The organism is Burkholderia sp. Bp9015 (genome assembly GCF_003853505.1).
Classification (GTDB): domain Bacteria; phylum Pseudomonadota; class Gammaproteobacteria; order Burkholderiales; family Burkholderiaceae; genus Burkholderia.
Genome location: NZ_QTPZ01000061.1, coordinates 1 through 26,519, shown reverse-complemented (window position 1 = coordinate 26,519; position 26,519 = coordinate 1). Strand labels below are relative to the sequence as shown.

The 26,519-nt window shown below is 66.9% G+C and carries 26 protein-coding genes; 14 read left to right on the top strand and 12 right to left on the bottom strand.

The features are described from left to right. Positions 1–1,173 (top strand): AraC family transcriptional regulator (locus tag DIE12_RS36545; RefSeq protein ID WP_260429075.1); only part of this gene is annotated, 1,173 nt, incomplete at its 5' end. A 264-nt stretch (positions 1,174–1,437) separates the two neighbouring features. Here DIE12_RS36545 and DIE12_RS36540 read toward each other — a convergent pair. The 8 genes from DIE12_RS36540 to DIE12_RS36505 all read right to left on the bottom strand — a co-directional run bounded on the left by DIE12_RS36540 (position 1,438) and on the right by DIE12_RS36505 (position 8,758). Then, entirely contained in the window at positions 1,438–2,670 is a 1,233-nt protein-coding gene (locus tag DIE12_RS36540) for an MFS transporter (RefSeq protein WP_124523924.1), read from the bottom strand. 136 nt (positions 2,671–2,806) lie between these two features. Then, a complete protein-coding gene (locus tag DIE12_RS36535; protein ID WP_124523926.1) occupies positions 2,807–4,234 on the bottom strand; it encodes an MFS transporter in 1,428 nt (475 codons plus the stop codon). A gap of 207 nt (positions 4,235–4,441) precedes the next feature. Continuing rightward, positions 4,442–4,885, bottom strand: a complete 444-nt coding sequence (gene aroQ, locus DIE12_RS36530; protein WP_124523927.1) for a type II 3-dehydroquinate dehydratase — start codon at positions 4,883–4,885, stop codon at positions 4,442–4,444. Between the two features lie 19 nt (positions 4,886–4,904). Beyond that, positions 4,905–5,738 (bottom strand): shikimate dehydrogenase, encoded by an 834-nt coding sequence (aroE, locus tag DIE12_RS36525; protein ID WP_124523946.1) that lies wholly within the window; start codon positions 5,736–5,738, stop codon positions 4,905–4,907. Further along, entirely contained in the window at positions 5,738–6,958 is a 1,221-nt protein-coding gene (locus tag DIE12_RS36520) for a CaiB/BaiF CoA-transferase family protein (RefSeq protein ID WP_124523928.1), read from the bottom strand. Before DIE12_RS36520 ends, aroE begins: the two co-directional genes overlap by 1 nt. After that, positions 6,958–7,416, bottom strand: coding sequence for a MaoC family dehydratase (locus DIE12_RS36515; protein WP_044848448.1), 459 nt, complete (start codon positions 7,414–7,416; stop codon positions 6,958–6,960). Before DIE12_RS36515 ends, DIE12_RS36520 begins: the two co-directional genes overlap by 1 nt. 2 nt (positions 7,417–7,418) lie before the next feature. Beyond that, positions 7,419–7,811, bottom strand: a complete 393-nt coding sequence (locus DIE12_RS36510; protein WP_124523929.1) for a VOC family protein — start codon at positions 7,809–7,811, stop codon at positions 7,419–7,421. Then, positions 7,808–8,758 (bottom strand): ketopantoate reductase family protein, encoded by a 951-nt coding sequence (locus tag DIE12_RS36505; RefSeq protein WP_124523931.1) that lies wholly within the window; start codon positions 8,756–8,758, stop codon positions 7,808–7,810. The genes DIE12_RS36510 and DIE12_RS36505 overlap by 4 nt, the downstream gene beginning before the upstream one ends. 132 nt (positions 8,759–8,890) lie before the next feature. Here DIE12_RS36505 and DIE12_RS36500 point away from each other — a divergent pair, with 132 nt between their 5' ends. Then, a complete protein-coding gene (locus DIE12_RS36500; RefSeq protein WP_124523948.1) occupies positions 8,891–9,811 on the top strand; it encodes a LysR family transcriptional regulator in 921 nt (306 codons plus the stop codon). Here DIE12_RS36500 and DIE12_RS38870 read toward each other — a convergent pair. Beyond that, positions 9,787–10,164, bottom strand: coding sequence for a hypothetical protein (locus DIE12_RS38870; RefSeq protein ID WP_260426333.1), 378 nt, complete (start codon positions 10,162–10,164; stop codon positions 9,787–9,789). The genes DIE12_RS36500 and DIE12_RS38870 overlap by 25 nt on opposite strands. An 81-nt stretch (positions 10,165–10,245) precedes the next feature. Here DIE12_RS38870 and DIE12_RS36495 point away from each other — a divergent pair, with 81 nt between their 5' ends. The 11 genes from DIE12_RS36495 (at position 10,246) to DIE12_RS36445 (ending at position 19,747) form a co-directional block, all read left to right on the top strand. After that, the gene (locus DIE12_RS36495) at positions 10,246–10,719 is read left to right on the top strand and encodes a hypothetical protein (protein ID WP_257774851.1); all 474 of its coding nucleotides are present in this window, start codon (positions 10,246–10,248) and stop codon (positions 10,717–10,719) included. Between the two features lie 31 nt (positions 10,720–10,750). Next, complete coding sequence (locus DIE12_RS36490) at positions 10,751–11,248, top strand: Lrp/AsnC family transcriptional regulator (protein ID WP_044848452.1); 498 nt, start codon at positions 10,751–10,753, stop codon at positions 11,246–11,248. Positions 11,249–11,398: 150 nt separating this feature from the next. Further along, a complete protein-coding gene (locus DIE12_RS36485) occupies positions 11,399–12,478 on the top strand; it encodes a homoserine dehydrogenase (RefSeq protein ID WP_124523934.1) in 1,080 nt (359 codons plus the stop codon). Further along, complete coding sequence (locus DIE12_RS36480; RefSeq protein WP_124523936.1) at positions 12,475–13,905, top strand: aldehyde dehydrogenase family protein; 1,431 nt, start codon at positions 12,475–12,477, stop codon at positions 13,903–13,905. Before DIE12_RS36485 ends, DIE12_RS36480 begins: the two co-directional genes overlap by 4 nt. 80 nt (positions 13,906–13,985) lie before the next feature. Next, positions 13,986–14,783: an ABC transporter ATP-binding protein gene (locus tag DIE12_RS36475; RefSeq protein ID WP_044848454.1), complete on the top strand. Its 798-nt coding sequence runs from the start codon at positions 13,986–13,988 to the stop codon at positions 14,781–14,783. A 31-nt stretch (positions 14,784–14,814) separates the two neighbouring features. Then, complete coding sequence (locus DIE12_RS36470) at positions 14,815–15,594, top strand: transporter substrate-binding domain-containing protein (RefSeq protein ID WP_124489178.1); 780 nt, start codon at positions 14,815–14,817, stop codon at positions 15,592–15,594. A gap of 72 nt (positions 15,595–15,666) precedes the next feature. Beyond that, on the top strand, positions 15,667–16,344 hold the full coding sequence (locus DIE12_RS36465; RefSeq protein WP_044848456.1) for an ABC transporter permease: 678 nt from the start codon (positions 15,667–15,669) through the stop codon (positions 16,342–16,344). Between the two features lie 13 nt (positions 16,345–16,357). Continuing rightward, positions 16,358–17,053 carry an ABC transporter permease gene (locus DIE12_RS36460; RefSeq protein WP_124523937.1) on the top strand — a complete coding sequence of 232 codons (696 nt, stop codon included), beginning with the start codon at positions 16,358–16,360 and terminating at the stop codon, positions 17,051–17,053. Between the two features lie 44 nt (positions 17,054–17,097). Then, on the top strand, positions 17,098–18,267 hold the full coding sequence (locus DIE12_RS36455) for a PLP-dependent aspartate aminotransferase family protein (RefSeq protein WP_124523939.1): 1,170 nt from the start codon (positions 17,098–17,100) through the stop codon (positions 18,265–18,267). A 104-nt stretch (positions 18,268–18,371) separates the two neighbouring features. Continuing rightward, a complete protein-coding gene (locus DIE12_RS36450; RefSeq protein WP_124523940.1) occupies positions 18,372–19,313 on the top strand; it encodes a homocysteine S-methyltransferase family protein in 942 nt (313 codons plus the stop codon). Next, on the top strand, positions 19,310–19,747 hold the full coding sequence (locus DIE12_RS36445) for an Lrp/AsnC family transcriptional regulator (RefSeq protein ID WP_044848460.1): 438 nt from the start codon (positions 19,310–19,312) through the stop codon (positions 19,745–19,747). The genes DIE12_RS36450 and DIE12_RS36445 overlap by 4 nt, the downstream gene beginning before the upstream one ends. Positions 19,748–19,876: 129 nt before the next feature. Here DIE12_RS36445 and pntB read toward each other — a convergent pair whose 3' ends face one another. From pntB to DIE12_RS36430, 3 genes are all read right to left on the bottom strand, one after another. Then, positions 19,877–21,292 carry a Re/Si-specific NAD(P)(+) transhydrogenase subunit beta gene (pntB, locus tag DIE12_RS36440; protein ID WP_124523942.1) on the bottom strand — a complete coding sequence of 472 codons (1,416 nt, stop codon included), beginning with the start codon at positions 21,290–21,292 and terminating at the stop codon, positions 19,877–19,879. Positions 21,293–21,305: 13 nt separating this feature from the next. Next, a complete protein-coding gene (locus DIE12_RS36435) occupies positions 21,306–22,910 on the bottom strand; it encodes a Re/Si-specific NAD(P)(+) transhydrogenase subunit alpha (RefSeq protein ID WP_124523943.1) in 1,605 nt (534 codons plus the stop codon). Between the two features lie 625 nt (positions 22,911–23,535). Further along, the gene (locus DIE12_RS36430; RefSeq protein ID WP_124489170.1) at positions 23,536–24,126 is read right to left on the bottom strand and encodes a dimethylsulfonioproprionate lyase family protein; all 591 of its coding nucleotides are present in this window, start codon (positions 24,124–24,126) and stop codon (positions 23,536–23,538) included. A gap of 468 nt (positions 24,127–24,594) precedes the next feature. Here DIE12_RS36430 and DIE12_RS36425 point away from each other — a divergent pair, with 468 nt between their 5' ends. Then, complete coding sequence (locus tag DIE12_RS36425; protein ID WP_124523945.1) at positions 24,595–26,385, top strand: acyl-CoA dehydrogenase; 1,791 nt, start codon at positions 24,595–24,597, stop codon at positions 26,383–26,385. Positions 26,386–26,519 lie beyond the last annotated feature (134 nt).

Sequence of the window (26,519 nt, the reverse complement as noted above, 5' to 3'; positions counted from 1 at the left end):
GCCGAGAAAGCCGAGAAAGCCCCGAAAGCCCCAAAAGCCCCAAAAGCCCCAAAAGCCCCAAAAGCCCCAAAAGCCGGGCCCGGGCCGCTCAAGTACAATGCGAGCGGTTCGACCGACGGGGACGCGATGACCGGTTCAGACTCACCTTCCGCCCGGCCCGGGCAGGCGCTGCCGTCGCCGAGCGCGACGGTGCCGATTTCGCTCGTCAACGGCTTTCTGGCGAGCGCGGGCGCGCAGCGCGACGTGGTCGAGCGTTACCTGCGCGGGGCCGGCATCCCGCTCGAGCTGCTCGGCGAGCCGCACGCGCGCGTGACGGAAGAGCAGTTCTCGACGCTGTACCGCACGCTCGCGATCGACCTCGACGACGAGATGCCCGGCATCTTCTCGCGCCCGCTGCGCGGCGGCACGCTGAAGTACCTGTGCCTGAGCCTGCTCGATGCGCGCAACCTCGAAACGGCGCTGCACCGTTTCGGCCAGTTCTTCCATATCCTGCTCGACGACTTCTTCGTCGAATCGAAGCGCGATGGCCTCGTCGCGCAGGTGCTGCTGCGGCCGAACCCGGCCGTCGGCCCGATCGGCGCGCTCGGCCAGGAACTGATGCTCAAGCTCGTGCACGGCGTGTGTTCCTGGCTGATCGGGCAGAAGATCCCGCTGCTGCGGATCGAGTTCGCGTGCCCGCGGCCGCGCCATGCGGTCGAGCACCTGTACTTCTTCACCGGCTCCGTGCAGTTCGACTGCGAACGCACGCTGATGCGCTTCAGCGCCGACTACCTCGACGCGCCGATCCGGCAGAGCAAGCGCAACCTGCGCAAGTTCCTCGCGCGCGCGCCCGGCGACTGGATCTTCGAATCGTTCAGCGAACAGCTCGTGTGCCATCGCGTGCGGCAATACCTGTCGGCGGCGCTGCCCGACCTGCCGGTGATCGAGCAGGCGGCCGAGGATCTGCATTGTTCGGTGCGCACGCTGAGCCGCCATCTGGCCTCGGAAGGCACGACGTTCCAGGCGCTCAAGGACGAACTGCGGCGCGACATCGCGATCCAGCGGCTCACCGACACGCTCGACACGATCGCGGCGATCGGCGCCGATATCGGTTTCGACGATCCGAGCGCGTTCCATCGCGCGTTCCGCCACTGGACGGGGAGTACGCCGGGGACTTACCGGCGGCGCGCGTAGCGCGGGTCGTTTAAACCCGGTTTCGATCCCGCTCCCATAACCGGCATCCTTCGCGCGCTCCCATGGACGGCTCCCCGTCGCCAGGCTTCAGCATGCGTGCGGTGTGTCGTTTTGCTTTTCGTATCGGCAATAGCGCATCGCGAAGATTCTCCACATCGCGTCGTTCGAGGTCACGAGCTGGCGGCGTCACATCGCGCGCGACGCATTCGACGGACAGGTCGAGCGAATCGGCCGCGCGCTTCACACGCAAGCACGGCGGCCCGGTCAGCGGCTCGAACTCGCCGATACGCCGGATTGCCTGCCGACCGAAATCGTGTGGATGATTCTCGGCAGCCACGCAAACGCGATCGTGACCAGCGTCACGCCGACGACGAGCATCGGCACCACCATCGGCCACGCGCCCAGTTGATAGCGCGGATCGGTGAAGACCGCTGCCGTCTGTCCCACGCTGAAAGCGAAGAACATCATGACGAAGCCGGACCACGATACCGCGCGGCCCGCCAGATGAGGCAGGCTGCTGACCGCCCCTGCCTGCCCGCAGGGCTGATGGATGCCGTGGCCGAGGCAATACACGCCATGCCCGAGGAGCAGCGGCCAGATGCTTCCGGGAAGCAGCGCACACCCCAATGCCTGAATCACCGCGCCGGTGAGGCTCAACGTTGCGCCTTGTCGCACCGTTCGCAGCATGCTCTGCCGTCGCAGCAACAGGCGGCAGCCATACGTACTCAGCACATAGACGAACGTACCGCTCGCCGGTATCCAGCCATATCGCTGGGGCGACGGGCCGAGATGCCGGATGTAGATCGCGGGCGAGAGCAAGAGAAAGCAGAACATGCCGGTGTACGTCGAGGCGGCCAGCAGCGCCCATACCCTGAACGTGGCATTGCCGAATATCTCGCGCACGTCGCGGATCGAGCCCCGGCTCGAAGCGACTCGGGTGAAGCTTTCCTCGAAGCCGTACCAGCACATGACGAGCAGCCCGAACGCATACAGGCTCATCCCCGCGAGCACCCATCGCCATCCGGCCTGCTGCGTGACATACGCACCGAGAATCGGCGCGAGGAACGCCATCATCCCCATTCCCATGAAACCGCGCGCCATCACGTACGGGCCGTCGGCTGCCGAATACCGGTCGCGCACGGTTGCGCGCGCGCATACCAGGATCGCGGCCATCGCAAAGCCCTGCATCGCGCGAGCGGCGACCAGCATCGCCGCGCTCGACGCGAGCGCAGCCGCGAGCGCTGCCAGCGTATAGAGCGCAAGGCCGCCCAGCAGCACGGGGCGGCGGCCGTACCGGTCGGCAAGACTGCCCATCGGCAATTGCCCGATACCGAATATCAATGCGAAAACCGTCAGGCTGACACTGGCGGACCCCAGCGTGGCGGCGATTTCAGGCAGCGCCGGCAGGTAACTGTCGGTCGCCACCGGCTGTGCCGCCAGCAGGAGCGGCAACATGAGCGCGAAGTTCAGGCGGGCAGGGCGCGTGGTGTCCGGCATGACGGTTTTCGGCACGGTATCAGGCATCGGGTGAAGACAGCGGCAACGCATGTGCGCTCTGCCGGCGAGGGTGCAGCAGCAAGCCGGAAATACCCGGCGGACGAGGCGCCGGACACGACGCCCCGTCGAGCGCCGGCTAGCTGCCCAGCGATCCCGGCACGTGTTCGTGCACGACGCGATGGCGCGCCATTGCAGCGACGCGCAGCCGGTCGTATTCTGCCTTGTCGACCGGTCGAGCGTTCGCTTGCCCCAGGTCGTTCATATGGACACGATGGGTCTCGCGTGCGCTCGCGGCTGCGAGCGACGCAATCACGGTGATGCCGAACGCGATCCCGCCGACGATCAGGCACACGTGGTGTGCGCCGGGCGGCGCGACCGCCGTGAACAGCGCGGGCAGCATCGCCGTGGCCGCGGTGCCGAGGTTCTGCGCGATCGCCATCGCGGAGACGCGCGTGCGGGTCGGGAAGAGTTCCGGGTAAAAGCACGGAAATACCGCGTTGTAGCCCTGGTACACGACCCCCCACATGAGCATCGACATCGCGAATGCGAGCGGCACGTTGCGGATGCTGATCGCATACAGGTAGGCGAACGCGAGCAGGCCGGCCGCCAGCGCGCCGACGATGATCGGCGGCCGGCGTCCGACCTTGTCGGACAGGTTGCCGACGAACGGAATCACGATCATCGCAACGATATTGCCCATCACCGTGATCCAGAGATAGATGTCTTTCTGGAAGCCGATGCCATACGCCGGCTGGACCGCATAGGCTGCGCCGAAGATCGTGGCGACGACCGGAATCACGTTCATCATCGACATGCAGGCCACGCGCACCATGTCGGGAAAGTGATGCCGGAAAGCGTCGGCGACGGGCGAGCCGGCTTGCGCCTGGTTGCGTACCGCTTCATCGAAGGCCGGCGACTCGTCGACCTGGCGGCGAATGATCAAACCCGCAACGATGACGAGCGCGCTCAGCAGGAACGGAATGCGCCAGCCCCAGCTGTCGAATTGCGCGGACGGCATGTAGTAGGCGAGCGGCAGGAACACGGCGGCGGCCAGCACCTGGCCCGCCTGCACGCCCTGCAGCGTGAAGCTGACGAAGTATCCGCGCCGACCGAACGGCGCGTGTTCCAGGATCATCGAGCTCGCGCCGGTGATCTCGCCGGCCACGGCGAAACCTTGCAGCAGGCGAAGCGTCACCAGCAAGGCCGGCGCGATCAGCCCGGCTTGCTGATAGGTCGGCAGCAGGCCGACGCCGACGGTCGAGATGCCCATCAGGAACATGCAGAACAGCAGGACGGTTTTGCGTCCGCGCGTGTCGCCGAGATGGCCGAGCACGAACGCGCCGATCGGGCGCGACACGTAGCCGACACCGTAAGTGGCCAGCGACGCGATGATGGCGGTCGTGGGGCTGCCGTGCGGAAAGAAGATCTGCGGGAAGATCAGCGCCGATGCCGTGGCGTAGATGAAGAAATCGTAGTATTCGAGCACCGAGCCGATCCAGCCGCTGATGGCGGCTTTTCTCGATTGGTGCCTGCCGCGAGGCTCGTCTCGCAAGGTCGTGGTCATCGTCGTCTCCAGATATTGATATGTGTGCCGGGCAACGCGGGTGATGCGGGGAGTCGTCACTGCCCGATGTGGCGACTCCGGTGTGTGACCTGACCGGGGCCCGTCGATCCGACGCACGGCGAACCAGCGCGGTGCGCCACGCCGTGTACCCGGGAACGGTTGCGCATGGGCGTCGGTCCCGCATCGGCGGCCGATGCGGGAATCGGCCTATGCGTCGCCGAGCGCCGAGACCGCGGCCCGCAGCGCCAGCAGATAGCTCTGGACTCCGAAACCGCAAATCTGCCCGCTGACGATTTCAGCCAGCACGGAGTGATGCCGGAACGGCTCGCGCGCATGAATGTTGGACATGTGCAGTTCGACGATCGGGCACGTGAGGATGGCGAGGGCATCGCGAATGCCGTAGCTGTAATGCGTCCATGCCCCGGCGTTGATCAGCACCGCATCCTGGCGTTCCTCGAAAGCGCGATGAATGCGCTCGCACATCGCGCCTTCGCTGTTCGTCTGGAACGATTCCACCTGTACACCCAGTTCGGTCGCCAGCCCTTGCAGCCGCGCATCGATCTGCGCGAGCGTGATCGTCCCGTACTGTGCCGGGTCGCGCTTGCCGAACATGTTGTGATTGATGCCATGCAGCATCAGGATCTTCTTCATGCGAATCTCCATCGCCTGTTCAATCAAAGGGCACGGCCAGCCGATCGATCACCGAGCTGGTCTCGGGGCGTACGCCGCGCCACCATGCAAATGCTTCGGCTGCCTGCTCGACCAGCATGCCGACGCCGTCCGCAATGCCGTGTACGCCGGCGTTTTTCGCGAGCCGGAGAAACGGCGTCAGACGCTTGCCGTAGGCAAGTTCGTAGGCCGTGCCGGCCGGACTGAACACGCTCGGCGGAACCGGCGGCAGGTCGCCGGTCAGGCTCGCCGACGTCGCATTGACGACCAGGTCGAAACGCCCCATGCGTGCGAGGTCCGCGTAGCCGCCGGCAACGAGCGGACCGCGTCCGGCAACCTGCGCGACCAATGCGCGCGCCTTGTCGACGTCGCGATTCGCGATGACCAGTTCAGCCGGTCCGGCTTCGAGGAACGGCAACAGCGCGCCGCGTGCCGCGCCGCCCGCACCGAGCACCAGGACACGCTTGCCGGCCATCGGCAGCCTGAGGTTCGCCTCGATATCGCGAACCAGGCCGATGCCGTCGAAGTTGTCGGCCAGGATGCGGCCGCCGTCGAACTTGAGCGCGTTGGCCGCGCCCGCGAGCTGCGCCCGCTCGCTGCGTTCGTCCGACATCGCGAACGCGTCGAGCTTGAACGGCGCAGTGACGTTGATGCCCTTGCCGCCGCCGTCGAAAAACGCGCGAACCGTGGCAGCGAAAGCGCCTGCCGGCTCGACGGGCCCCTCGATCGCCGTATAGCTGAGGTCCTGCCGCGTTTCCTGCGCGAAGAGGCCGTGGATCAACGGGGATTTCGTGTGCCCGATCGGATTGCCGATCACCGCGTACTGGTCGGTCATCATTGGCTCGCTTTTGAATAGAGGACGCCGTCGGCCTGCATCGCGTCGATTTCGGCCGCATCGAACCCGAGGGCGCGCGCGACTTCCGCGTTGTGCTGCCCGAGATCGGGCGCGACGTCGCGTATCGTCGTATCGCAATCGGAAAACCGGAACGGCAGGTTGGGCAGGCGCAGCGTCCCGTAGCGCGGATGCTGTTGCTCGACGACCATGCCTCGCGCCTGGATCTGCGGATCGTTCAATACCTCGTCGATGCGCTGCACCTTCGCGCACGGAACGTCGATGCCGTCGAGCAGTTCCAGTACCGACGCGACGGAACGCGCGGCCACCCACGGCTCGACCACCGACAGAATCTCCGCGCGGTGCGCGTTGCGCCCGGTGCTGTCGTGAAACCGCGTGTCGGCGCCGAATTCCGCCGGGCCGCCGTGCGTCGCGATCAGCTCGGCGAAGCGTTTCCACGCGTCGTCGACTTGCGCGGCGATCACGAGATCGCCGTCCGCGGCGCGGAATACGCCATAGAGCGTCGAGGTCGGCATGTCATGCCCGGTCTGCTCGGGCAGCACGCCCTGCAGCGTGTAGCACTGCACCGCGTATTCGTGCATCGATACCAGCGTGTCGTACAGCGCCATGTCGATGTGCTGCCCGCGGCCGCTCTTCACGCGCCCCAGCAGCGCGGCGTTGATGGCCGCGACCGCATGAATGCCGGTATACATGTCGCCGAGCGAGATGCGCAGCAGCGGCGGCCGTTCGCCGGGCGTGCCGACCATCTGCATGATGCCGCTCTTGGCTTCCGCGATCAGCCCGAAGCCTGCGCGATGCGCATCGGGACCGGTGTGCCCGTACGCCGAAATCGAACAGTAGACGAGGCCCGGATTGCGCGCGGACAGTTCGGCATAGCCGAGCCCGAGCTTGTCCAGCGCGCCCGGCCGATAGTTCTCGATGAACACGTCGGCCGAGTCGCACAGCCGCTGCATGAACGCCTTGCCGCGCGCGTCCTTCATGTTGACGCTCACGCCGCGCTTGCCCATGTTGAGCTGCAGGAAGTAGCCGCTTTGCTGGTCGTCGAGCACGGTCGCGTGCTGGCGTCCCGCGTCGCCCGAGCCGGGGCGCTCGACCTTGATGACTTCGGCGCCGAGCGCCGCGAGACAGCGCCCGACATACGGCCCGGCAAGGAAGTGGCTGTAGTCGACGACGCGAATGCCTTCGAGTGGGCGAGCCTGCATCACAGTGCCTCCGGGCGGCGCGGCACCATCAGGCGATGCTCGCCGCGTTGAACGACCTGACCGTCCTGATTGATCAGCTCCGACGGCAGCACGACGATGCCCCAGTCCGGGCGACTCTTGCTCGCCCGCATCGAGCCGACGCGGAACGTCACGTGCAGCACGTCGCCGACCTTGATCGGCAGCAGGAAATCCCAGCTCCAGCCGAGCGACATGCCCGGCAGAAAGCGATAGTCGCTCTGCGTCTTCAGGCCGTCGGCGATGGACAGGCCGAACAGCCCGTGCGCGACGAGGCAGCCGAAATGGCTCGCGTTCGCGTATTCCTCGTCCACGTGGACGGGCGTATGGTCGCCGGTGAGGTCGGCGTACGCGAGAATGCGCTCCTTGGTCACGGTGTAGCTCGGGCTCGTGCACGTGTCGCCCTCGCGGGCGTCGTCCCAGTATTTTTCGACGATCGTCATGGTCATGCCTCCGCGCGCGGGTTGATCGCCAGCGCCTGCGCAACGCAGGAAGCCGGCCTGGCCTGGATCAGTTCGACGGCGAGCCCGTCGGGCAGGCGAAGCCAGTTGCGCCCTTGCGGCATCTCCGTCGCGCCGAAGCGTTGCGCCGCGGCCAGCGCGGCCTCCAGGTCTTCGCACATCACGCCAAGATGCGCGAGCCGGCCTTCCGGGCCATCGTGTTCCGGCGCGTGGATGAACTGCAGGCCGCCGAGCGTCCAGTACTGCCGCGGCGCGTCGAGCGTGCCGTCCACTTCGCGCAGGGTCATGCCGAGCACGTCCTCGAAGAAGCGGATGTGCCAGCGGATGTCCTTGACCCAGATCGCGACGTGTTCGAGATAGGCTTTCGTGGCATTCATGCGGCGGCCTCCTGCCGTTGGCGGTCGGCCATCGCGCGTTCCAGCCCCTTGATGCAGGCGACGAGCGTTGCGTTGACCGGGGTCGGCACGCCGTAGCGTTGCCCCCAGCGCACGACCGAACCGTTGATGAAGTCGATTTCGGTGATCGAGCCCTTCTCCAGGCTTTGCAGCATCGACGTCTTGAAGGACGCGGGCAGCCCCTCCGCGGCGAGCGTCCAGGCCTGCTCGGGATCGGTCATCGACAGCTTGACGCCGGCCGCCTGCGCCGCCGCGATCGCCTCGGCCACGGCCGCGAGCGACGTCGCCTTCAGCAGCGGTTCGTCGTAAAGCTGCCCGTAGGTGAGGCCGGTCAGGCCGGTCAGCGCACCCGTCGCGACGTTCACCAGCAGCTTGTCCCACATCGTGCCGACGATGTTGTCGCTGATCGTCGTGGCGAGGCCGGCGGCATCGAACGCGGCGGCGATCGCCTGCACGCGCGGCGTGATGCGGCCGTCGAGTTCGCCGATATAGGTGTATTTGCCGATCACGCCGGATTCGATGTGGCCCGCGCCGCGCAGCACGCCACCGACGTAGGTCTTGCCCGCGAGGACGCGCTCGCGGCCGACGACGTCGATCAGGATGTCCTCGTGTCCGAGGCCGTTCTGCAGCGACAGCACGGCGGTATCCGGCCCCACCAGCGATTGGGCGCCGCGGATGGCCGCGTCGGTGTGGAACGACTTGACCAGCACCACCACCAGGTCGGCCACGCCGACATCGGCAGCCTGGGTCGTCGCGTGGACGCGTACGTGGCGGGTACCGGCCGCGTCGTCGACGCGCAGGCCGTCACGGCGCATCGCATCGACGTGTGCCGGCGAGCGGTCGATCAGCCAGGTCTCGTGGCCGCCTTGGGTGAGGGTGGCGCCGATCGCGCAGCCCAGTGCGCCGGCGCCCAGAATTGCTATTTTCAATGGCTTCTCCTTTGTCGACCAGAGTTGGCGCTTTGGCGCCTTACTCTGGTCCCATGCAAAACTGACGTATGGCATCACGATAGGAGTCGCCGCTCATGCCGACAATGCAATGGATACAATGTCGTCATTGCCATGGACAATAACGCCACGATGCCTGCCGACCTGCCCGACCTGAAGCTGCTTCAGCTTTTCGATCTCCTGTACGACGTGCGCAGCGTCACGCGCGTCGCCGAGCAACTGGGCCAGAGCCAGCCGACGGTCAGCATCTGGCTCGGGCACTTGCGGGAACACCTGCACGATCCGCTCTTCATCCGGACGCCCGGCGGCATGGCGCCGACGCCGCAAGCCGACGCGCTGATCGGGCCATGCCGGGAAATTCTCGAATCCCTGCGGCGCTTCACCGCTTGGGAGATCGCGTTCGATCCGGCGACGGCCCAGCGACGCTTTCGCATCTGCATGACCGACGCGAGCCACATCACGCTGCTTCCGAGGCTGCTGGCCCATGTCCGGGCGCAGGCGCCCGGCGTCCGGCTGGAAGCCGCGCGGATCGACGGCAATACGGAACGCGCGCTCGAATCCGGCGAAGCCGATCTCGTGATCGGCTATGTACCGTGGCTGGGTGGCGGCATTTATCAGCAGAAGCTGTACGACCAGGACTGGGTATGCCTGGCCAACCGGCATCATCCGCGGATTCGCGGCCGCCTCGGGGCGAAGCAGTATCGTTCCGAAGGACATGTCGCCATTACCGCGGGAACCGGGGCGCAACTCCTCGAACAGGCGCTGCGGCAGGCGCGCATCGAGCGGGACGTCGTGCTGGAGTTGCCGGGTTTCCTGGGCTTGGGGGCGATCGTCCAGACGACCGACCTGATCACGACGCTACCGCGTCATATCGGCCAGACACTGGCCCAGGCGAGCGATCTGGCGGTTCATGCATGTCCGATCCCGGTCGACGGGTTTGCGGTACGGCAGCATTGGCATGCGCGATATCACCATGAGGCCGGCAACCGCTGGCTGCGCGGCGTCGTGATTCAACTGTTCGGTGCATCGCATTGACTTGCGGGTTCGGCGGTCGTGATGGCCGGCGGACCGGCTGGCGCTCGATTGGATGCGAAACGTCCGGCAAGGAGTGTTTTTCGACGTTTTACGTCGAGGTTCGGCGCGGTTGAGATTTTTTCAGTCGCATCGAGGCGATATGATTTCTCCAGCCCCAACACCGTCGGCCGATCCATGAAGCGCGCCAGCATCGCTGCGACGCGGCCCAGCAAGCACAAGAGAGTCGTATGCCGGACACGCCAATCGTCATCGTCGAACACGCCCGCAGGCGAGCCGCTCAAGTCCGGGCCGGCGACGTCCCCGCCGCCTTGCAGGGTGGTCCCAAATGGGTGTGCAGGATCGTCCCGGATCATGCACCGAGGTCCTGCGAAGGGCACCGATCCGCCGCAGGCACGGCTGAAACGCTCGGCCGACTGAAGCCCGCGAACGTCGCGTTGACGGACCCTGTCCCGAGCGCCGGCGGCTGGCTGGCGCGCTCGTCGACCGACGGAGCCGGCCGGTGTCGCGCGTATGCGCATCTCGGTGCGAACCGGATCCTCGAGATGGTCGGCATGCCGGGCGTCGGCCCGTGGCTCGACGAGCACGACACCTGGTGGCCCGGCGCGTACGAGTTGCCGCTGCTCGAACAGTTGTCCGCGAACGAGTCGCCTCTGCGCGACCTGCTGGGTGCGACTGCACCCGCCCATCTGCTGATGAGCCTGACCGAAGTCGACGGCACCGCGCTCGTGACCGAATCGGACGATGGCATCGAGCGTCCGTTCCGAATTCCCGCGGGTGTGGATACGATCCACTTCGCGCCCGTATGTATCTGCGGGCCGGCGGCGCAGTGGCGCGAAACGCTCGTCACCGCGTTCGACCGTGTCCGGCATCTGGTCGGGCTCAGATCGGCCCGCCCTTTCTATCTTTGACGCAAGCACCCGTTCTCCGGCAGACCACGCGATGACCGACGCACTCGACTCCTTCGACCGCAAGATCCTGAATATCGTCCAGCGCGATTGCAGCGCGACCGCGGACGCCATCGCCGAACGGATCGGCCTGTCCACGTCGGCCGTGCAAAAGCGGCTGAAGCGCATGCGCACCGAGAAGATCATTTCGGCGGAAATCGCGGTGGTCGATCGTGCGGCGGTCGGCCGGCCGATGACGTTCATCGCGGCAATCGAGATCGAACGCGAAAACTACGAGACGGTCGCCAGGTTCCGCGAGTGGTCGAAGGCGCACGACGAGATCCAGCAGATCTACTACGTGACCGGCTCCGCCGACCTGATCGCGATCATCACCGCACGCGACGTCGAGGCGTACGACCGGCTGTCCGCACGGATCATGCAGAGCAATCCGATGATCCGCCGGATCAACACGAATGTCGTGCTGAGCGCGGTCAAGGTCGGGCTGTTCGTGCCGGTCGACAAGGACGGCGACGACGAACCGCCGGCCGCCTGACGGACTGGTTTCGCGCGGGACGGGCGATCCGTCCGTCCCGCATGACGAATCGCAACGGGTGACGGCTTGAATCGGGCGAAACGCATAATTTGAAAATCGATTCGCATAACTAACCTGTGTCGTGTGGTCAATGAACAGGAGATGATCGAGATGGAACTCAAACTGGCACTGGTCGGTTTCGGCGGAGTCAATCAGGGACTGGTCGAACTGCTCAAGAAGAAGCGCGCGATGCTGGGCGCGGCGGGACTCGACGTATCGGTGACGATGGTCGCCGACCTGCGGCTCGGGATCGCGACGAATCCTCGCGGTATCGCGCTGGACGTCCTCGACGAAACCGCCCGGCGGGGCGTCGATGCCGAAGCGCTGCGTCGCGATCCCGGCACGCTGGTGTCGCCGGACGTCGGCCTCGGTGCGGTGCTGAAGGCCATCGCGTCGGAGCACGTGGACGTCGTCATCGAGGCGACCTTCACCGATCCGACCACCGGCGAGCCCGCGCTGTCGCATTGCCGCACCGCGCTCGAATGCGGCAAGCACGTGATCACGACCAACAAGGGGCCGATCGCGCTCGCGCAGCCGGCACTGGCGCGGATCGCCGCGCAATCGGGTGCGTGCGTGATGTACGAGGGCACGGTGATGAGCGGCACGCCGGTGCTGCGGCAGCTCGCGACCTCGCTGCGCGGCTGCGACATCCGCGGCTTCGCCGGCATCCTGAACGGCACGTCGAACTACGTGCTCGGCGAGGTCGAGGCCGGCGCGAGCTTCGAGGCGGCGATCCGGGATGCGCAGCAGCGCGGCTATGCGGAGGCGAACCCGGCGGCCGACGTCAACGGCTCGGACGTACAGCTGAAGGTCGTCATTCTGGCGAACGCACTGTGGAATGCCGGCCTCGAGCGCGCCGATGTGACGTGCCGCGGCATCGTGGAATTGACCGAGCACGACGTGCGCGCGGCGGCGGCGGAGCGCATGTCCTGGCGGTTGATCGGATCCGCCACTCGCCATCCGGACGGCACCGTTACCGCGAGCGTCGAACCGCGCAAGCTGCCGGCCGGCCATCCGCTGCTGGCCGCGAGCGGCGTGACGAACGCGATCACGTTCGACACCGACGTGCTCGGTGACGTGACGATCAGCGGGCCGGGGGCCGGGCGCGAGGAAACGGCGTTCGCGATCCTCTCCGACCTGATCGAACTGGCGGACCGGATTGGCGCGGCCTCGCACGAGGTGGCCGCATGAGCGCGCGCGATGCGGTGATGAGCGACTGCACGGGAGCCGGCGTGGCCGATGTGCGATCGCCGTATGACGGCTCGATCGTCGGCCAGGTTCGTCTGTCGCGAGCCGATGCGGCGCCGCTCCTCGTCGAGCGCGCGCTCGACGGCGCGCGCGCGGCCGCAAGCATGTCGCGCAGCCAGCGGGCCGACCTCCTGTTTCGCGCAGCCTCGAGCGTGGAGGCACAAGCGGAGACATTCGCACGCACGATCGCGCTCGAGGCCGGCAAGCCGCTGCGGCAGGCCCGCAAGGAAGTCGCGCGCTGCGTGAACACGCTGCGCCTGTCGGGCGAGGAAGCAAAACGCCTCAACGGCGAGACGATCCCGTTCGACGGGTATCCCGGCTCGGAGGATCGCAGCGGCTACTACACGCTGGAGCCGCTGGGCGTGATTCTCGCGATCACGCCCTTCAACGACCCGCTGAACCTCGTCGCACACAAGCTCGGGCCGGCGCTCGCGACCGGCAATGCGGTCATCCTGAAGCCCTCGTTGCTCGCGCCGCTGTCCGCACAGGCGCTCGTCGAGGTCCTGTGGGAAGCCGGTGCGCCGCGCGCCGCGCTGCAGATCGTGCACGGCGGCGCGGATCTCGCGTCCGCGCTGGTGCGCGACCGGCGGATCCGGATGGTGACCTTTACCGGTGGCCCGCAGACCGGCGAGGCCATCACGCGCGATGCGGGACTCAAGAAGATCGCGATGGACCTGGGCGGCAATGCGCCGGTGATCGTCATGGCCGACTGCGACCTGAAGGATGCCGCCGAATCGTGCGTGTCGGGCGCGTTCTGGGCGGCGGGACAGAACTGCATCGGCACGCAGCGGATCTTCGTCGCCGAGGCCGCGTACGAGCCGTTCGTGCGGTATTTCGTCGAACTGACCGGCAGGATGGTCGTCGGCGATCCGCTGGACGATGCGACCGACATGGGGCCGATGATCGGCGAGGAACAGGCGATCCGCATCGAGCAGTGGGTCGACGAAGCCGTGTCGGGCGGTGCGACGGTGCTGACCGGCCATCGGCGACGCGGGGCGCTGTATGAACCGACGGTGCTCGCGGATGTGCCGCACGACGCGCGTGTCTGGACCGACGAGGTATTCGCGCCGGTCGTGACGATCGAGAAATTCACCGACCTGCAGCAGGCGCTCGACGCGGCCAACGCGTCGGAGAGCTGCCTGCACGCAGGCGTGTTCACCAACCGCCTGGAGGTGGCGCTCGGTGCGGCCGAGCGTCTGCAGGCGGGTGGCGTGATGATCAACGACTCGTCCGATTACCGCTTCGACGGCATGCCGTTCGGCGGATTCAAGCATGGGTCGCTGGGCCGCGAAGGCGTTCGGTTCGCGATGACGGACATGACGCAGCCGAAGGTGGTCTGCTTCAGGCGCAACCGGCGGCTGTCGGGCTGATGCGCAAGCGCCGGCGCCTGACTGGCCGGCGCGGCGCGAACCGCAGCGGTGTGAGCAACGTATCGAGGAAGGAGTCGAGGATGCCAGCAGCAATTCCTGCATGCAAACCGGCGGCGGACGCGCTGGTGGTCGAGGATATTCACAAGTCGTTCGGCGGTGTCGAGGTGCTCAAGGGCATCTCGTTGACCGCGAAGAATCACGAGGTCGTGTCGATCCTCGGCAGCAGCGGGTCGGGCAAGAGTACGTTCCTCAGGTGCATCAACCTGCTGGAAATGCCCGACCGCGGCCGGATTTGCGTGAACGGCGAAACGCTCGCGCTGAAACAGGCGGGCCGCGACGGCGCGCTCGTCGCGGCCGACGCGCGGCAGGTGATGCGCGTGCGCCGCAGGCTCGCGATGGTGTTCCAGCAGTTCAATCTGTGGGCGCACATGACCGTGCTGCAGAACGTGATGTTCGTGCCGGTGCGCGTGCTCGGCGTGCCGAAGCGCGACGCCCGCGACAAGGCGATCGCGATGCTCGAACGGGTCGGGCTCGCCGGCAAGTGCGAACACTATCCGAACCAGCTGTCGGGCGGCCAGCAGCAGCGCGTCGCGATTGCGCGTGCGCTCGCGACCGACCCCGACGTGATGCTGTTCGACGAGCCGACGTCGGCGCTCGATCCGGAACTCGTCGGCGAAGTGTTGAAAGTGATGCGCTCGCTGGCCGACGAGGGACGCACGATGCTCGTCGTCACGCACGAGATGGGGTTCGCGCGCGAGGTCGCGAACCGCGTCGTGTTCGTCCACCAGGGACGAATCGAGGAAGACGGCAGTCCTGACGAAGTGTTCGCGAGCCAGAAATCGCCGCGGTTCCAGAAGTTTCTGTCCAGCATCATTTGATGCGGATTCAATGCCAACCGGAGAGGAAACCATGAAAAAGCTGCTTCAGTCGCTGTGCGTGGGCGCGGCATTGCTCGGATCGGTCGCGCAGGCCGAGCAGGTCGTGCGGGTCGGCACGCTCGCCGATTACGCGCCGTTCGAATACAAGGATGCCTCCGGCAAGCTGCAGGGCATGGAGATCGACATCGGCAAGAAGATGTGCGACACGATGAAGGTCAAGTGCCAGTGGGTGACGATGGATTTCGACGCGCTGATTCCGGCACTCAAGGCGAAGCAGATCGATGCGGTGCTCGCGCAAATGTCGAAGACGCCGGAGCGCGAGCAGTCGGTGGACTTCACGCGCATCGTCACGACGGCGCCCGTGCAGCTCGTCGCGAAGCAGGGCTCCGGCATCACGGACAACGCCGCCACGCTGCGCGGCAAGACGATCGGCGTTCAGACGGCCTCGACGCACGAATCCTATCTGCGCCGCCGCCTGCCGGCGAGCAAGTCGGGGATCGACGTGAAGGTCTATCAGACGCTCGACGAGGCCTGGCTCGATCTCGAGGCCGGGCGCGTCGATGCGGTATTCGCCGACAACACGGTCGCGTACGACTGGCTGACGAAGGCCGGCAGGAAGGCAGGCTTCGACTTCGTCGGCAAGCCGATCGCCGATGCGGAGATTTTCGGCGACGGTACGGCGATCGCGGTGCGCAAGGGCGACGCGCCGCTGAAGGCGCTGTTCGACAAGGGCATCGCGCAGGTGCAGGCGGACGGCACGTTCGCCGCGGCCAACAAGCGCTATTTCCCGTTCAGCATCGCGCCGCAATAACCGCGCAGCGGGACCGCGCGGGCGCCGGACGGCGGCCCGCGCGATTCCGGTCTTACACGGAGCGACATTACGATGGATATCCTGGTGAACTACGGCGCGCAGATCGCGGCTGGCGCGCTCGTCACGCTGGAGCTGGCGGTCGCCGCGCTGTGCGTCGGCATGCTGCTCGGCATCGCCGGTGCGTCGGCAAAACTGTCGAGCCTGGGGTGGCTCAGGCATGCGACCTATGCGCTGACCAATTTCCTGCGCGGCATTCCCGAGTTCCTGATCCTGTTGATCTGCTACTTCGGGCTGTCGCATTTTCTCAACGCGCAATTCGATGGCGCCGTTGTCATCAGCCCGTTCTCCGCCGGCGTGATCGCGCTCGCCGTGGTGTTCGGCGCGTACTCGTCGGAGATGTTCCGCGGCGCGTTCAGCGCGGTGCCGGCCGGCCAGATCGAGGCCGCGCGCGCGTACGGGATGACACGCCTGCAGACACTGTGGTACGTGCGGCTGCCGCAGGCGTGGCGCATCTGCCTGCCGAGCCTGAACAACATGTGGCAGAACCTGCTGAAGGACACGTCGCTGGTGTCGATCGTCGGGCTCGAGGACATGTTGCGCAAGGCCAACATCGCCGCGCAGTTCACCAAGCAGCCATTCGTCTTCTACGTGGCGGTCGGAGTCGTCTATTTCGGCTTTCTCGCCGCATCAAACCCCGTGTTCGCGTGGCTCGAGCGCAGCGCGGGCCGCGGTTACGCAGCACGCACCTGAGGAGGGCCATCTGATGAACGACTTTGTTTCCCTCATCGCGCAGTCCGGCCCGGACGTCGCGCGCGGCATCTGGATTACGCTCGAGCTGCTGGTGCTGTCGTGCACCCTGGCGTTCGCGCTCGCGGTGCCGCTGGCGGTCGCGCGCACGTCGGCGTGCCGCTGGCTGTCGACGCCGAGCCGGCTGTTCATGTCGGTGTTTCGCGGCACGCCGCTGCTGGTGCAGATTTTCGTGCTGTATTACGGGCTCGCGCAGTTCTCGCTCGTGCGTGCATCGCCTCTGTGGCTGCTGGTCGGCGGATCGTTCTCGTGTGCGTTGTGCGCGCTGACGCTCAATCTCGCGGCCTACATGGCCGAAGACATCCGCGGCGGGATCGCAGGCGTCCCCGCCGGCGAGAAGGAGGCCGCACTGGCATTCGGGATGAGCCGCTTCATGCTCACCTGGTTCGTGATCGTGCCGCGCGCGATCGGCATCGTCGCGCCGACGCTCGGCAACGAGATCGTGCTGCAGCTGAAATCGACCGCGCTTGCCAGCACGATCACCGTGCTCGACCTGACCGGTGTCGCGCGACGCATCTCCATCGAAACCTATACGACCGACGCACTGATGCTGGCCGGCATCGTCTACGTCGGTATCACGGCGGTGCTTTCGACCGTGCTCAAGCGCGTCGAAGGTCTGCTGAATCGCCATCTGGGCGGCGTGCGTGCCTGACGGGCGCCGCATGAACGCGACACAACGAACGATCCGAGGACGACATGGGATACAAGCTTGAAACGCTGGCGCTCGCCGCGGACCGCGACGTGACCGACGAGAAGTCGGTCGCGCCGGCGATCCACTATTCGGCGGTGTTCAAGGCAGCCGGCAGCGAGGAATTCGCGGAGATGTCGAGCGTGCCGCAGCATCCGCGCAACTACACGCGCTACGGCAATCCGGTTCACGAGCGCGTGAAGGCGGTCATGGCGGAGCTCGAGGGCACCGAGACCGCGCTCGTCACGGCATCCGGCATGGGCGCGATCGCGACCGCGATCCTCAGTGTCGTGAAGGCCGGCGATCACGTCGTCGGCCAGACGCGTCATTACATGAGCACCACCAAGCTGCTCGACGACATGCTGCGCCGGTTCGGCGTCGAGGTGACGTTCGTCGACCAGACCGACGTGGTCGCGTTCGATCGCGCGATCCGGCCGAACACACGGCTGATCGTGCTCGAGTCGCCGGTCAATCCGCTGCTGCTCGTGACCGACATCGCCGCGGTGACCGAGATCGCCAGAGCCCGTGGCATCCTCACGCTCGCGGACAACACGTTCGCGTCGCCGATCAACCAGCAGCCGCACCGGCTCGGTGTCGACATCGTCGTGCACAGCGCGACCAAGTATCTGGGCGGCCATCACGACCTGACGGGCGGCGTGATCTGCACGAGCCGCGTGCTCGCCGAGCAGATCTGGCATACGCACATCACGCTCGGGTCGGTGCTGTCGCCGATGGACGCGTGGCTCTTGCTGCGCGGGCTGCGCACGCTGCCGATGCGCGTCGAGCGGATCAATGCGAACGCCCAGGCGCTCGCCGAATTCCTCGAAGCGCACGCGAAGATCGAGCGCGTGTTCTATCCGGGCCTGCGCAGCCATCCGCAGCATGGGCTCGCGTGCCGGCAGATGCGCGGTTTCGGCGGCGTGGTCGCGTTCGGCGTGCGGGGAAGCTACGGCGAAGCGCAGCGCTTCGTCGAGGCGCTGCGCCTGCCGCTGAATGCAGGCAATCTCGGCGGCGTCGATTCGCTCGCGATCCATACGGCATCCATGTGGGCGGGCACGATGTCGGCGGAGCAAATGCGCGCTGCCGACATCCCGCTCAATTTCATCCGCTATTCGGTCGGCATCGAGCACATCGACGACCTGAAAAGCGATATCGCGCAAGCATTGGCGCAGATCTGAAACGGACCCGCGCGCACGCTCGGTCGACGCCCCACGCGCGTCGCGCCGACCTTTGAATCGATGCGGGCACGAGCTGCGCGGATTGCAACGACGGAGCACGGACTATGCAAGACATCACGGTACTCGACGGCGGCATGGGGCGCGAACTGGCGCGGATGGGGGCGCCGTTCAGGCAGCCGGAATGGTCGGCACTCGCGCTGATGGAAGCGCCGCATTACGTCAGCCTTGCGCACGACGCGTTCATCGCGGCGGGTGCCGACGTGATCACCGCGAACAGCTATGCGGTCGTGCCGTTCCATATCGGCGAAGCGCGGTTCCGTCGCGACGGTGTCGCGCTCGCGGCCCTTGCCGGACAACTCGCGCGGCAAGCGGCGGACCGCGCAGCGCGGCCCGTGCGCGTCGCGGGATCGCTTCCGCCGACCGGCGGTTCCTACCGACCCGACCTGTTCGACGCGGCGCGCGCGGATGCGATCCTGGCGACGCTCGTCGACGGGCTCGATCCCTACGTCGACCTGTGGCTGGCCGAGACGCAGAGCCTGACCGACGAGATCGGCGCGGTCCGGCGTGCGCTCGGTGCGAATCCGAAGCCGCTCTGGGTCTCGTTCACGCTGCGTGACGACGTCGACGTCGACGTCGACGCAGGCACCACGCCGGTACTGCGATCGGGACAGACGCTCGACGAAGCGATCGACGCCGCCGTGTCCGCGCGCGCGACCGCGCTGCTGTTCAACTGCAGCCAGCCGGAGGTGATGGGTGTGGCGATCGAGACGGTGCAGCGCACGCTCGCGAACACCGGAACGTCGCTCGCGATCGGCGCCTATGCGAACGCGTTTCCGCCTCAGCGCGCCGATGCGCGCGCGAACGAGGAACTCGACGGCCTGCGCGGCGACGTCGATCCGCCCGGCTATGCAAGATGGGCGGAGCAGTGGCTTGGCCTGGGTGCGCGGATCGTCGGCGGGTGTTGCGGAATCGGCCCCGGCCACATCGCGGCATTGCGCGACGCGGTCGATGCACGCGGCGCCGCGCACACCGGGTTCGGCCAATGAAGATCGACGGCCTGGACCAGAAGATCATCGACGCATTGTGTGCCGATGCGCGGATACCGCTCGCGGTATTGGCCGACCGGATCGGTCTGTCCAGGCAGGCGGTCCGCAACCGGATCGACCGGCTCGAAGCGCTGAACATCATTGCGGGCTATACGGTGCGGCTCGCATTGCCCGACGATGTCGTGCCGGTGCGTGCCGTGATGCTCGTGTATCGCCGGGACCGGATGCGCGGCGCGGACGTGCTCGCCGCACTCGAGCGGATCGCCGAGGTGCGCGATTGCGCGGTCCTCAGCGGCGAGGTCGATTTGCTGGTGCAGATCGAGGCGGCCACACACGAGCGCATCAGCGACATCTGGGCAACGATCAGCGCGCTGGACGGCGTGCAAAACATGACGACCAGTTTCGTGCTCGACTCCGTCGTCCACAAGCGCTGACCAAACCGGCGCAACGGGAAAAGGGCAGGCGGGGGAGGCTGCGCGTCGTCCGGTTCGGCGTCCGCGACGGCGTATCGAAGCCACGCGGCGCTGGAGCGGCTTGCTGCCGCTCCGCGCGCGTGGCCGTACTCAGGCTTTCAGTGCACCGAAGATTTCATTGAGCATCGACTTCGCATCGCCGAACAACATGCGGTTGTTGTCCTTGTAGAACAGCGGATTGTCGACGCCCGCATAGCCGGACGCCATGCTGCGCTTCATCACGATCGACGTCTTCGCCTTCCACACTTCCAGCACCGGCATGCCGGCGATCGGGCTCGACGGGTCGTCCTGCGCGGCCGGGTTCACGATGTCGTTCGCGCCGATCACCATCGACACGTCGGCCTCGGGGAAGTCGCCGTTGATCTCGTCCATCTCCAGCACGATGTCGTACGGCACCTTCGCTTCGGCCAGCAGCACGTTCATGTGCCCCGGCATGCGGCCCGCGACCGGGTGGATCGCGAAACGCACGTCGACGCCCTTCTCGCGCAGCAGCTTCGTCAGCTCGAACACCGTGTGCTGGGCTTGCGCCACGGCCATCCCGTAGCCGGGCACGATGATCACGCGCTTCGCTTCGCGCAGGAGTTCGGCCGTCTCCGCCGCGCTCACCGCGACCGCTTCGCCGGCCGGCAGCGCGGCGCCGCCGCCGGCTGCCGCCGGTGCGCCCGCGCCGCTGCCGAAGCCGCCCGCGATCACGCTGATGAAGTTGCGGTTCATCGCGCGGCACATGATGTACGACAGGATCGCACCCGACGAGCCCACCAGCGCGCCGATCACGATCAGCAGGTCGTTGCCGAGCATGAAGCCGGTGGCGGCTGCCGCCCACCCCGAGTAGCTGTTGAGCATCGACACCACGACCGGCATGTCCGCGCCGCCGATCGCCATCACCATGTGCACGCCGAACAGCAGCGAGATCACGGTCATCACGACGAGCGGCAGCATGCCGTCCTGGATGCTTTCCGCATGCAGGAACGCGCGGCCGTAGTAGATCACGATCAGGAGCGCGGCCAGGTTCAGCCAGTGCCGTGCCGGCAGCAGCAGCGGCTTGCCGCCGATCTTGCCCGACAGCTTGCCGAACGCGATGATCGAGCCCGCGAAGGTGACGGCACCGATCAGGATGCCGACATAAATTTCCACTTCGTGGATCGCCTTCTCGGCGCCGGTGAACTGCAGCGACGTGTCGATGTAGCTCGCGAAGCCGACGAGGCAGGCCGCGAGACCGACCAGGCTGTGCATCAGCGCGACCAGTTCCGGCATCTGCGTCATCTGCACCTTCTTCGCCGCGTACAGGCCGACCGCGCCGCCGACGACGAGCGCGGCGATCACGTACGGAATGCCCGCGGCCGACACGCGCGGCCCGGCCACGGTGGCCAGCACGGCGATCAGCATGCCGATCATGCCGAGCAGGTTGCCGCGGCGCGCGGTTTCGGGGTTCGCGAGGCCGCCGAGGCTCAGGATGAACAGGATCGCGGCGCCGATATAGGAGACGGTGGTCAGGTTGGAAGTCATTGTTGTCGTCCCCTTATTTGCGGAACATCGCCAGCATGCGGCGCGTGACCGCGAAGCCGCCGAACATGTTGACGGCCGTGAGCGTGAGCGCGCCGACCGCGAGACCGAGGATCAGCCCGGACGGGCGATCGCCGGCGTTGGCCAGCTCACCGAGGGGCGGTGCGACCTGCACGAGCGCGCCGATCGCGATGATCGACGAGATCGCGTTGGTCACGCTCATCAGCGGCGTGTGCAGCGACGGCGTGACGTTCCAGATCACCATGTAGCCGACGAAGCACGCGAGCACGAACACCGTGAAGTGCGACAGGAAGCTCGCCGGCGCGAACTGGCCGACCAGCAGGAACGCCAGCGCGCCGATCGCGAACACGATCGCGAGCGCCTTGGCCGACATCGGCTCGCCGCTGTGGCCGTGGCCCTTGGACTTCGCCGGCGCGGCGGCTGCCGCGGGTGCGGCAGCCGGTGGCTTGGGCGCGACGGCCGCCTGCTTGATCGGCGGCGGCGGCCACGTGACGTTGCCTTCCTTGATGACGGTGAGGCCGCGGATCGCGTCGTCGTCGAAGTCGACGTTGATCGTGCCGTCCTTGGCCTTGCACAGCTCTTCGATCACGCGCAGCAGGTTGGTCGCATAGAGCGTCGACGACTGCCGCGACAGGCGCGACGCGAGATCGGTATAGCCGACGATGGTCACGCCGTGGCGCACCACGGCTTCGCCGGGCACCGTGAGTTCGCAGTTGCCGCCCTGTTCGGCGGCCATGTCGACGATCACGCTGCCGGGCTTCATCGACTGCACCATTTCGGCGGTGATGAGCTTCGGCGCCGGCTTGCCGGGGATCAGCGCGGTCGTGATGATGATGTCGGCGTCCTTGGCCTGCTGCGCATACATCGCGCGCTGCGCCTGCTGGAAGCCTTCGCTCATCACCTTCGCGTAGCCGCCGCCGCCCGAGCCTTCCTCTTCGTAGTCGACCTTGACGAACTCGCCGCCCAGCGACTTGACCTGATCGGCCACCTCGGCGCGCGTGTCGTTCGCGCGCACGATCGCACCGAGGCTCGCGGCCGTGCCGATCGCGGCCAGACCGGCCACCCCGGCGCCGGCGATGAACACCTTCGCCGGCGGGATCTTGCCGGCCGCCGTGACCTGGCCGTTCAGGAAGCGGCCGAACGCATGCGCGGCCTCGATCACCGCGCGATAGCCGCTGATGCCGGCCATCGACGTGAGCGCGTCCATCTTCTGCGCGCGCGACAGCGTGCGCGGCAGCGAGTCGATCGCCAGCACGGTGGCGCGCTTCGCGGCCAGCTGCTGCATCAGCTCGGGGTTCTGCGCGGGCCACACGAAGCCGATCAGCGTGCCGCCTTCGCGCATCAGCGCGACTTCGTCGGCGCTCGGCGGGCGCACCTTGAGCACGATGTCGCTGCCGGACCAGAGCTCGGCCGCCGTGGCGGCGATGCTCGCGCCGGCCGCGCGGTACGTGTCGTCGTCAAAGTTCGCGCCGGCACCGGCGCCGCTTTGGACGGCCACCGAAAACCCCAGCTTGATCAGTTTCTCGACCACCTCGGGAACGGTCGCAACGCGCCGTTCGCCGGTGGCTGTCTCCAGAGGAACCCCAATCTGTAATGTCATAGTGTGAAAGATGGGTGATGGCCATCGCGAAGCGCTCGGGCCGGTGCGTCAAGGTAACAGAATCATGTGCGTATTTAGTGGCTCGCGCGAGGGTTCGCATTAAAAATGGAACGACCGTTCGCTGGGCGCGAATAGAGTATGCCCGATAACAAAGGCGCCATCGAGGACACAAAATCGTCGAACGCGTCTGCTGCCGTGCTGTTGCGTTTTATCCACGCGCGGGCGATATCGCGTCGACCGAATGGAGGTTGACGATGCGGTCGGACCGCTGCTTCCGCCGTGCGGCGCGGCTGCGTGAGCCGACCGCCGCGCTGTGGGCTGCACGGGCCTCCCATGACCGGCGTCCTTCGCCGGTTCCCATGGCCGGCTTCCGGTCGATGGCCTCGCCGCTCGTTGCCCGGTCGGCTCGCCTTCCTTCGGATGATTTCGTCGGCGTACACGGAAGCTGGAGATTCGGGCAGGCGTCGAATCGTTTCGCTTACACGCATGCCGGCATGATCGGGCCGATCGCGAAACGCCTGGGTACCGTTCAACAGCGGTTTGAAGCAATCCGGACCGACCGGTAGGTCAATGACCGGGCGCTCACCGCAGGCGGACCCGTCAGCGCATCGCGACGATCGTCGGATCAATTCAGCAGGCACCATATCGCGAGGAACGGCGTATCGCCGGCGCGCATCGCATGCAGCGCGCCGGGCGGGTTGTGGATGCCGCCACCGATACCGGGATCGAACCATTCGCCGTTCTGCTGCCGGAATTCACCGGCGGTCAACAGCACGTACGCTTCCTCCGGCGCGTGACCATGATCCGGATATCTGACGCCGGGCATCATCAGCGAGAAGCCGAGCTGAATGTCGTCGCGGCTCTCCGCGCCGCCGGGCCCGCAGATCATCGCGTTCGCGTGCCCGTCGATGTAGTTGGGGCTGCCGTCCTTGCCCGACGTGCGACGCGACCATCCGACCACGGGTTCGAGCGACCCGATCAGCCGTGCAACCGTGGCGAACGTCGGGCTGACGTGCGCGACCGACTCGAGCGCCGGGGCGAGCCATGCGCAGGCGGGGTAGCGCTCCGCGAGCCGCGTTCCGTTGTCCGACGGCGTTTGCAGCCGCGCGAATACTTTCGGCGCGAATGCGCGCGCGGCGGGGGGAAGCCGGTCCGACTGGAACAGTTCGCCGGCGATCCGGACGAAATCCGCGATGTGCTTCGGGCGTTCACTCATGCTGGTCTGTGCTCCGGTGCTCGCTGGCTTGATGAGACGAAAGTCTATGCAGAAACGTGCCGGCCCGGGCAGCGAAAAAGGGCGGCCGATTTGGCGCCGGCCGCCATGTGCTCGGCGCGGTTGCCGTCGCACGCGCTCAGGCCGGCGTCCTTCGGCGATGTTCATGATCGTCTCCCGGTTTTCGGCTTCGCCGGCCGTTCGAGCCGCCGCCCGGCCCGTCCGGCCGGCACGCCGATTGCGCATCGTTTATGCTGGAAACGGCACCCGAACCGCCCCGCCCGGACGCCCGTTTCCGCCATCGCCCTGCGCATCGCGTGGCCGGTTTTGTCACCATGTGGGCCGGATATGACAATGGAAAACCGCCGGCGCGGCATTACGATGGGCCACGACGTCGCCTGGCGCTGGCCGGTTTTGCCGCAGCCGCCCGGGCCGCGCGCCTCATTCACCGCCTGATTTGGAACATCGACCATGAGCTATAACGCCCCTGTCAAGGACATGCTGTTCGTGCTGAAGGAACTCGCGGGCATCGACACCGTTGCGCAGTTGCCGGGTTTCGAGGACGCCGGCTATGACACGGCGCAGGCCGTGCTCGACGAATCCGCGAAATTCTGCGACGAGGTGCTGGCGCCGCTGAACGTCGAGGGCGACCGCAACCCGAGCAGCTGGAAGGATGGCGTCGTGACCGCGACGCCGGGTTTCGGCGCCGCATTCCGCCAGTTCGTCGAAGGCGGCTGGCAAGGTCTGCAGCATCCGGCCGAATACGACGGCCAGGGGCTGCCGAAGCTGATCGCGACGCCGTGCATCGAGATGCTGAACGCGGCGAACCTGTCGTTCGCGCTGTGCCCGCTGCTCACCGACGGCGCGATCGAGGCGCTGCTGACGGCCGGCACCGACGAACAGAAGCAGCGCTACGTGCCGAAGCTGATCTCGGGCGAATGGACCGGCACGATGAACCTGACCGAGCCGCAGGCCGGTTCGGACCTGGCGCTGGTGCGCTCGCGCGCCGAGCCGCAGGGCGACGGCACGTACAAGGTGTTCGGCACGAAGATCTTCATCACGTGGGGCGAGCACGACATGGCGGACAACATCGTCCACCTGGTGCTCGCGCGCACGCCGAACGCGCCGGAAGGCGTGAAGGGCATTTCGCTGTTCATCGTGCCGAAGTTCCTGGTGAACGAAGACGGCTCGCTCGGCGCGCGCAACGACGTGCACTGCGTGTCGATCGAGCACAAGCTCGGGATCAAGGCGAGCCCGACCGCGGTGCTGCAGTACGGCGATAACGGTGGCGCGATCGGCTACCTGGTCGGCGAAGAGAATCGCGGCCTCGAATACATGTTCATCATGATGAACGCGGCGCGCTTCGGCGTCGGGATGCAGGGGATCGGCGTGGCCGACCGTGCCTACCGGAAGGCCGCGGAATTCGCGAAGGAGCGCGTGCAGAGCCGCCCGGTCGACGGGTCGGCCAAGCAGTCGGTGACGATCATCCATCACCCGGACGTGCGCCGCATGCTCGGCACGATGCGCGCGCTGACCGAGGGCGCGCGGGCGCTCGCGTATGTCGCGGCCGCGCACAGCGACATTGCCCACCGCCATTCGGACGAGGCGACGCGCACGCGTCATCAGGCAATCTACGAATATCTGGTGCCGGTCGTGAAGGGCTGGAGCACGGAGATGGTGAACGACGTGGCGAGCCTCGGCGTGCAGGTGCACGGCGGGATGGGCTTCATCGAGGAAACCGGCGCCGCGCAGTACTACCGCGACGCGCGGATCCTGGCGATCTACGAAGGCACGACCGCGATCCAGGCGAACGACCTGGTCGGCCGCAAGACGATGCGCGACGGCGGCGCGGTGGCGAAGGCGCTGATCGCGGAGATCGGCGACACCGTCGCGGCGCTCGGCAAGGTCGACGGCGCGGCGGCCGCGTCGATGAAGGCGCAGCTGGAGAAGGGTGCGCGCGCGCTGTCGACGGTGGTGGACTACGTGGTCGCGAACGTGAAGCAGGACCCGAACGCGGTGTTCGCGGGCAGCGTGCCGTACCTGAAGCTGGCGGGCGTCGTGCTGTGCGGATGGCAGATGGCGCGTGCGCTGCTGGCGGCGCACGCGAACCGTGCGAGCGACACGGCGTTCTTCGACGCGAAGATCGCGATCGCACAATGCTATGCGGAACACGTCCTCGTGCAGGCAGGCGGGCTCGAAGCGTCGATCGTCGGCGCGAAGGGCAACGAGAGCGTGCTCGCGTTGACGGAAGACCAGTTCTGACCGTAACGGTCGGGGCGCAGGAGGAGACAGGATTTTGACCACACAGGACTTGCTCGCGCAATACGGCCCGCGCGAATCGATGGAATACGACGTCGTGATCGTCGGCGGCGGCCCGGCCGGGCTGTCGGCCGCGA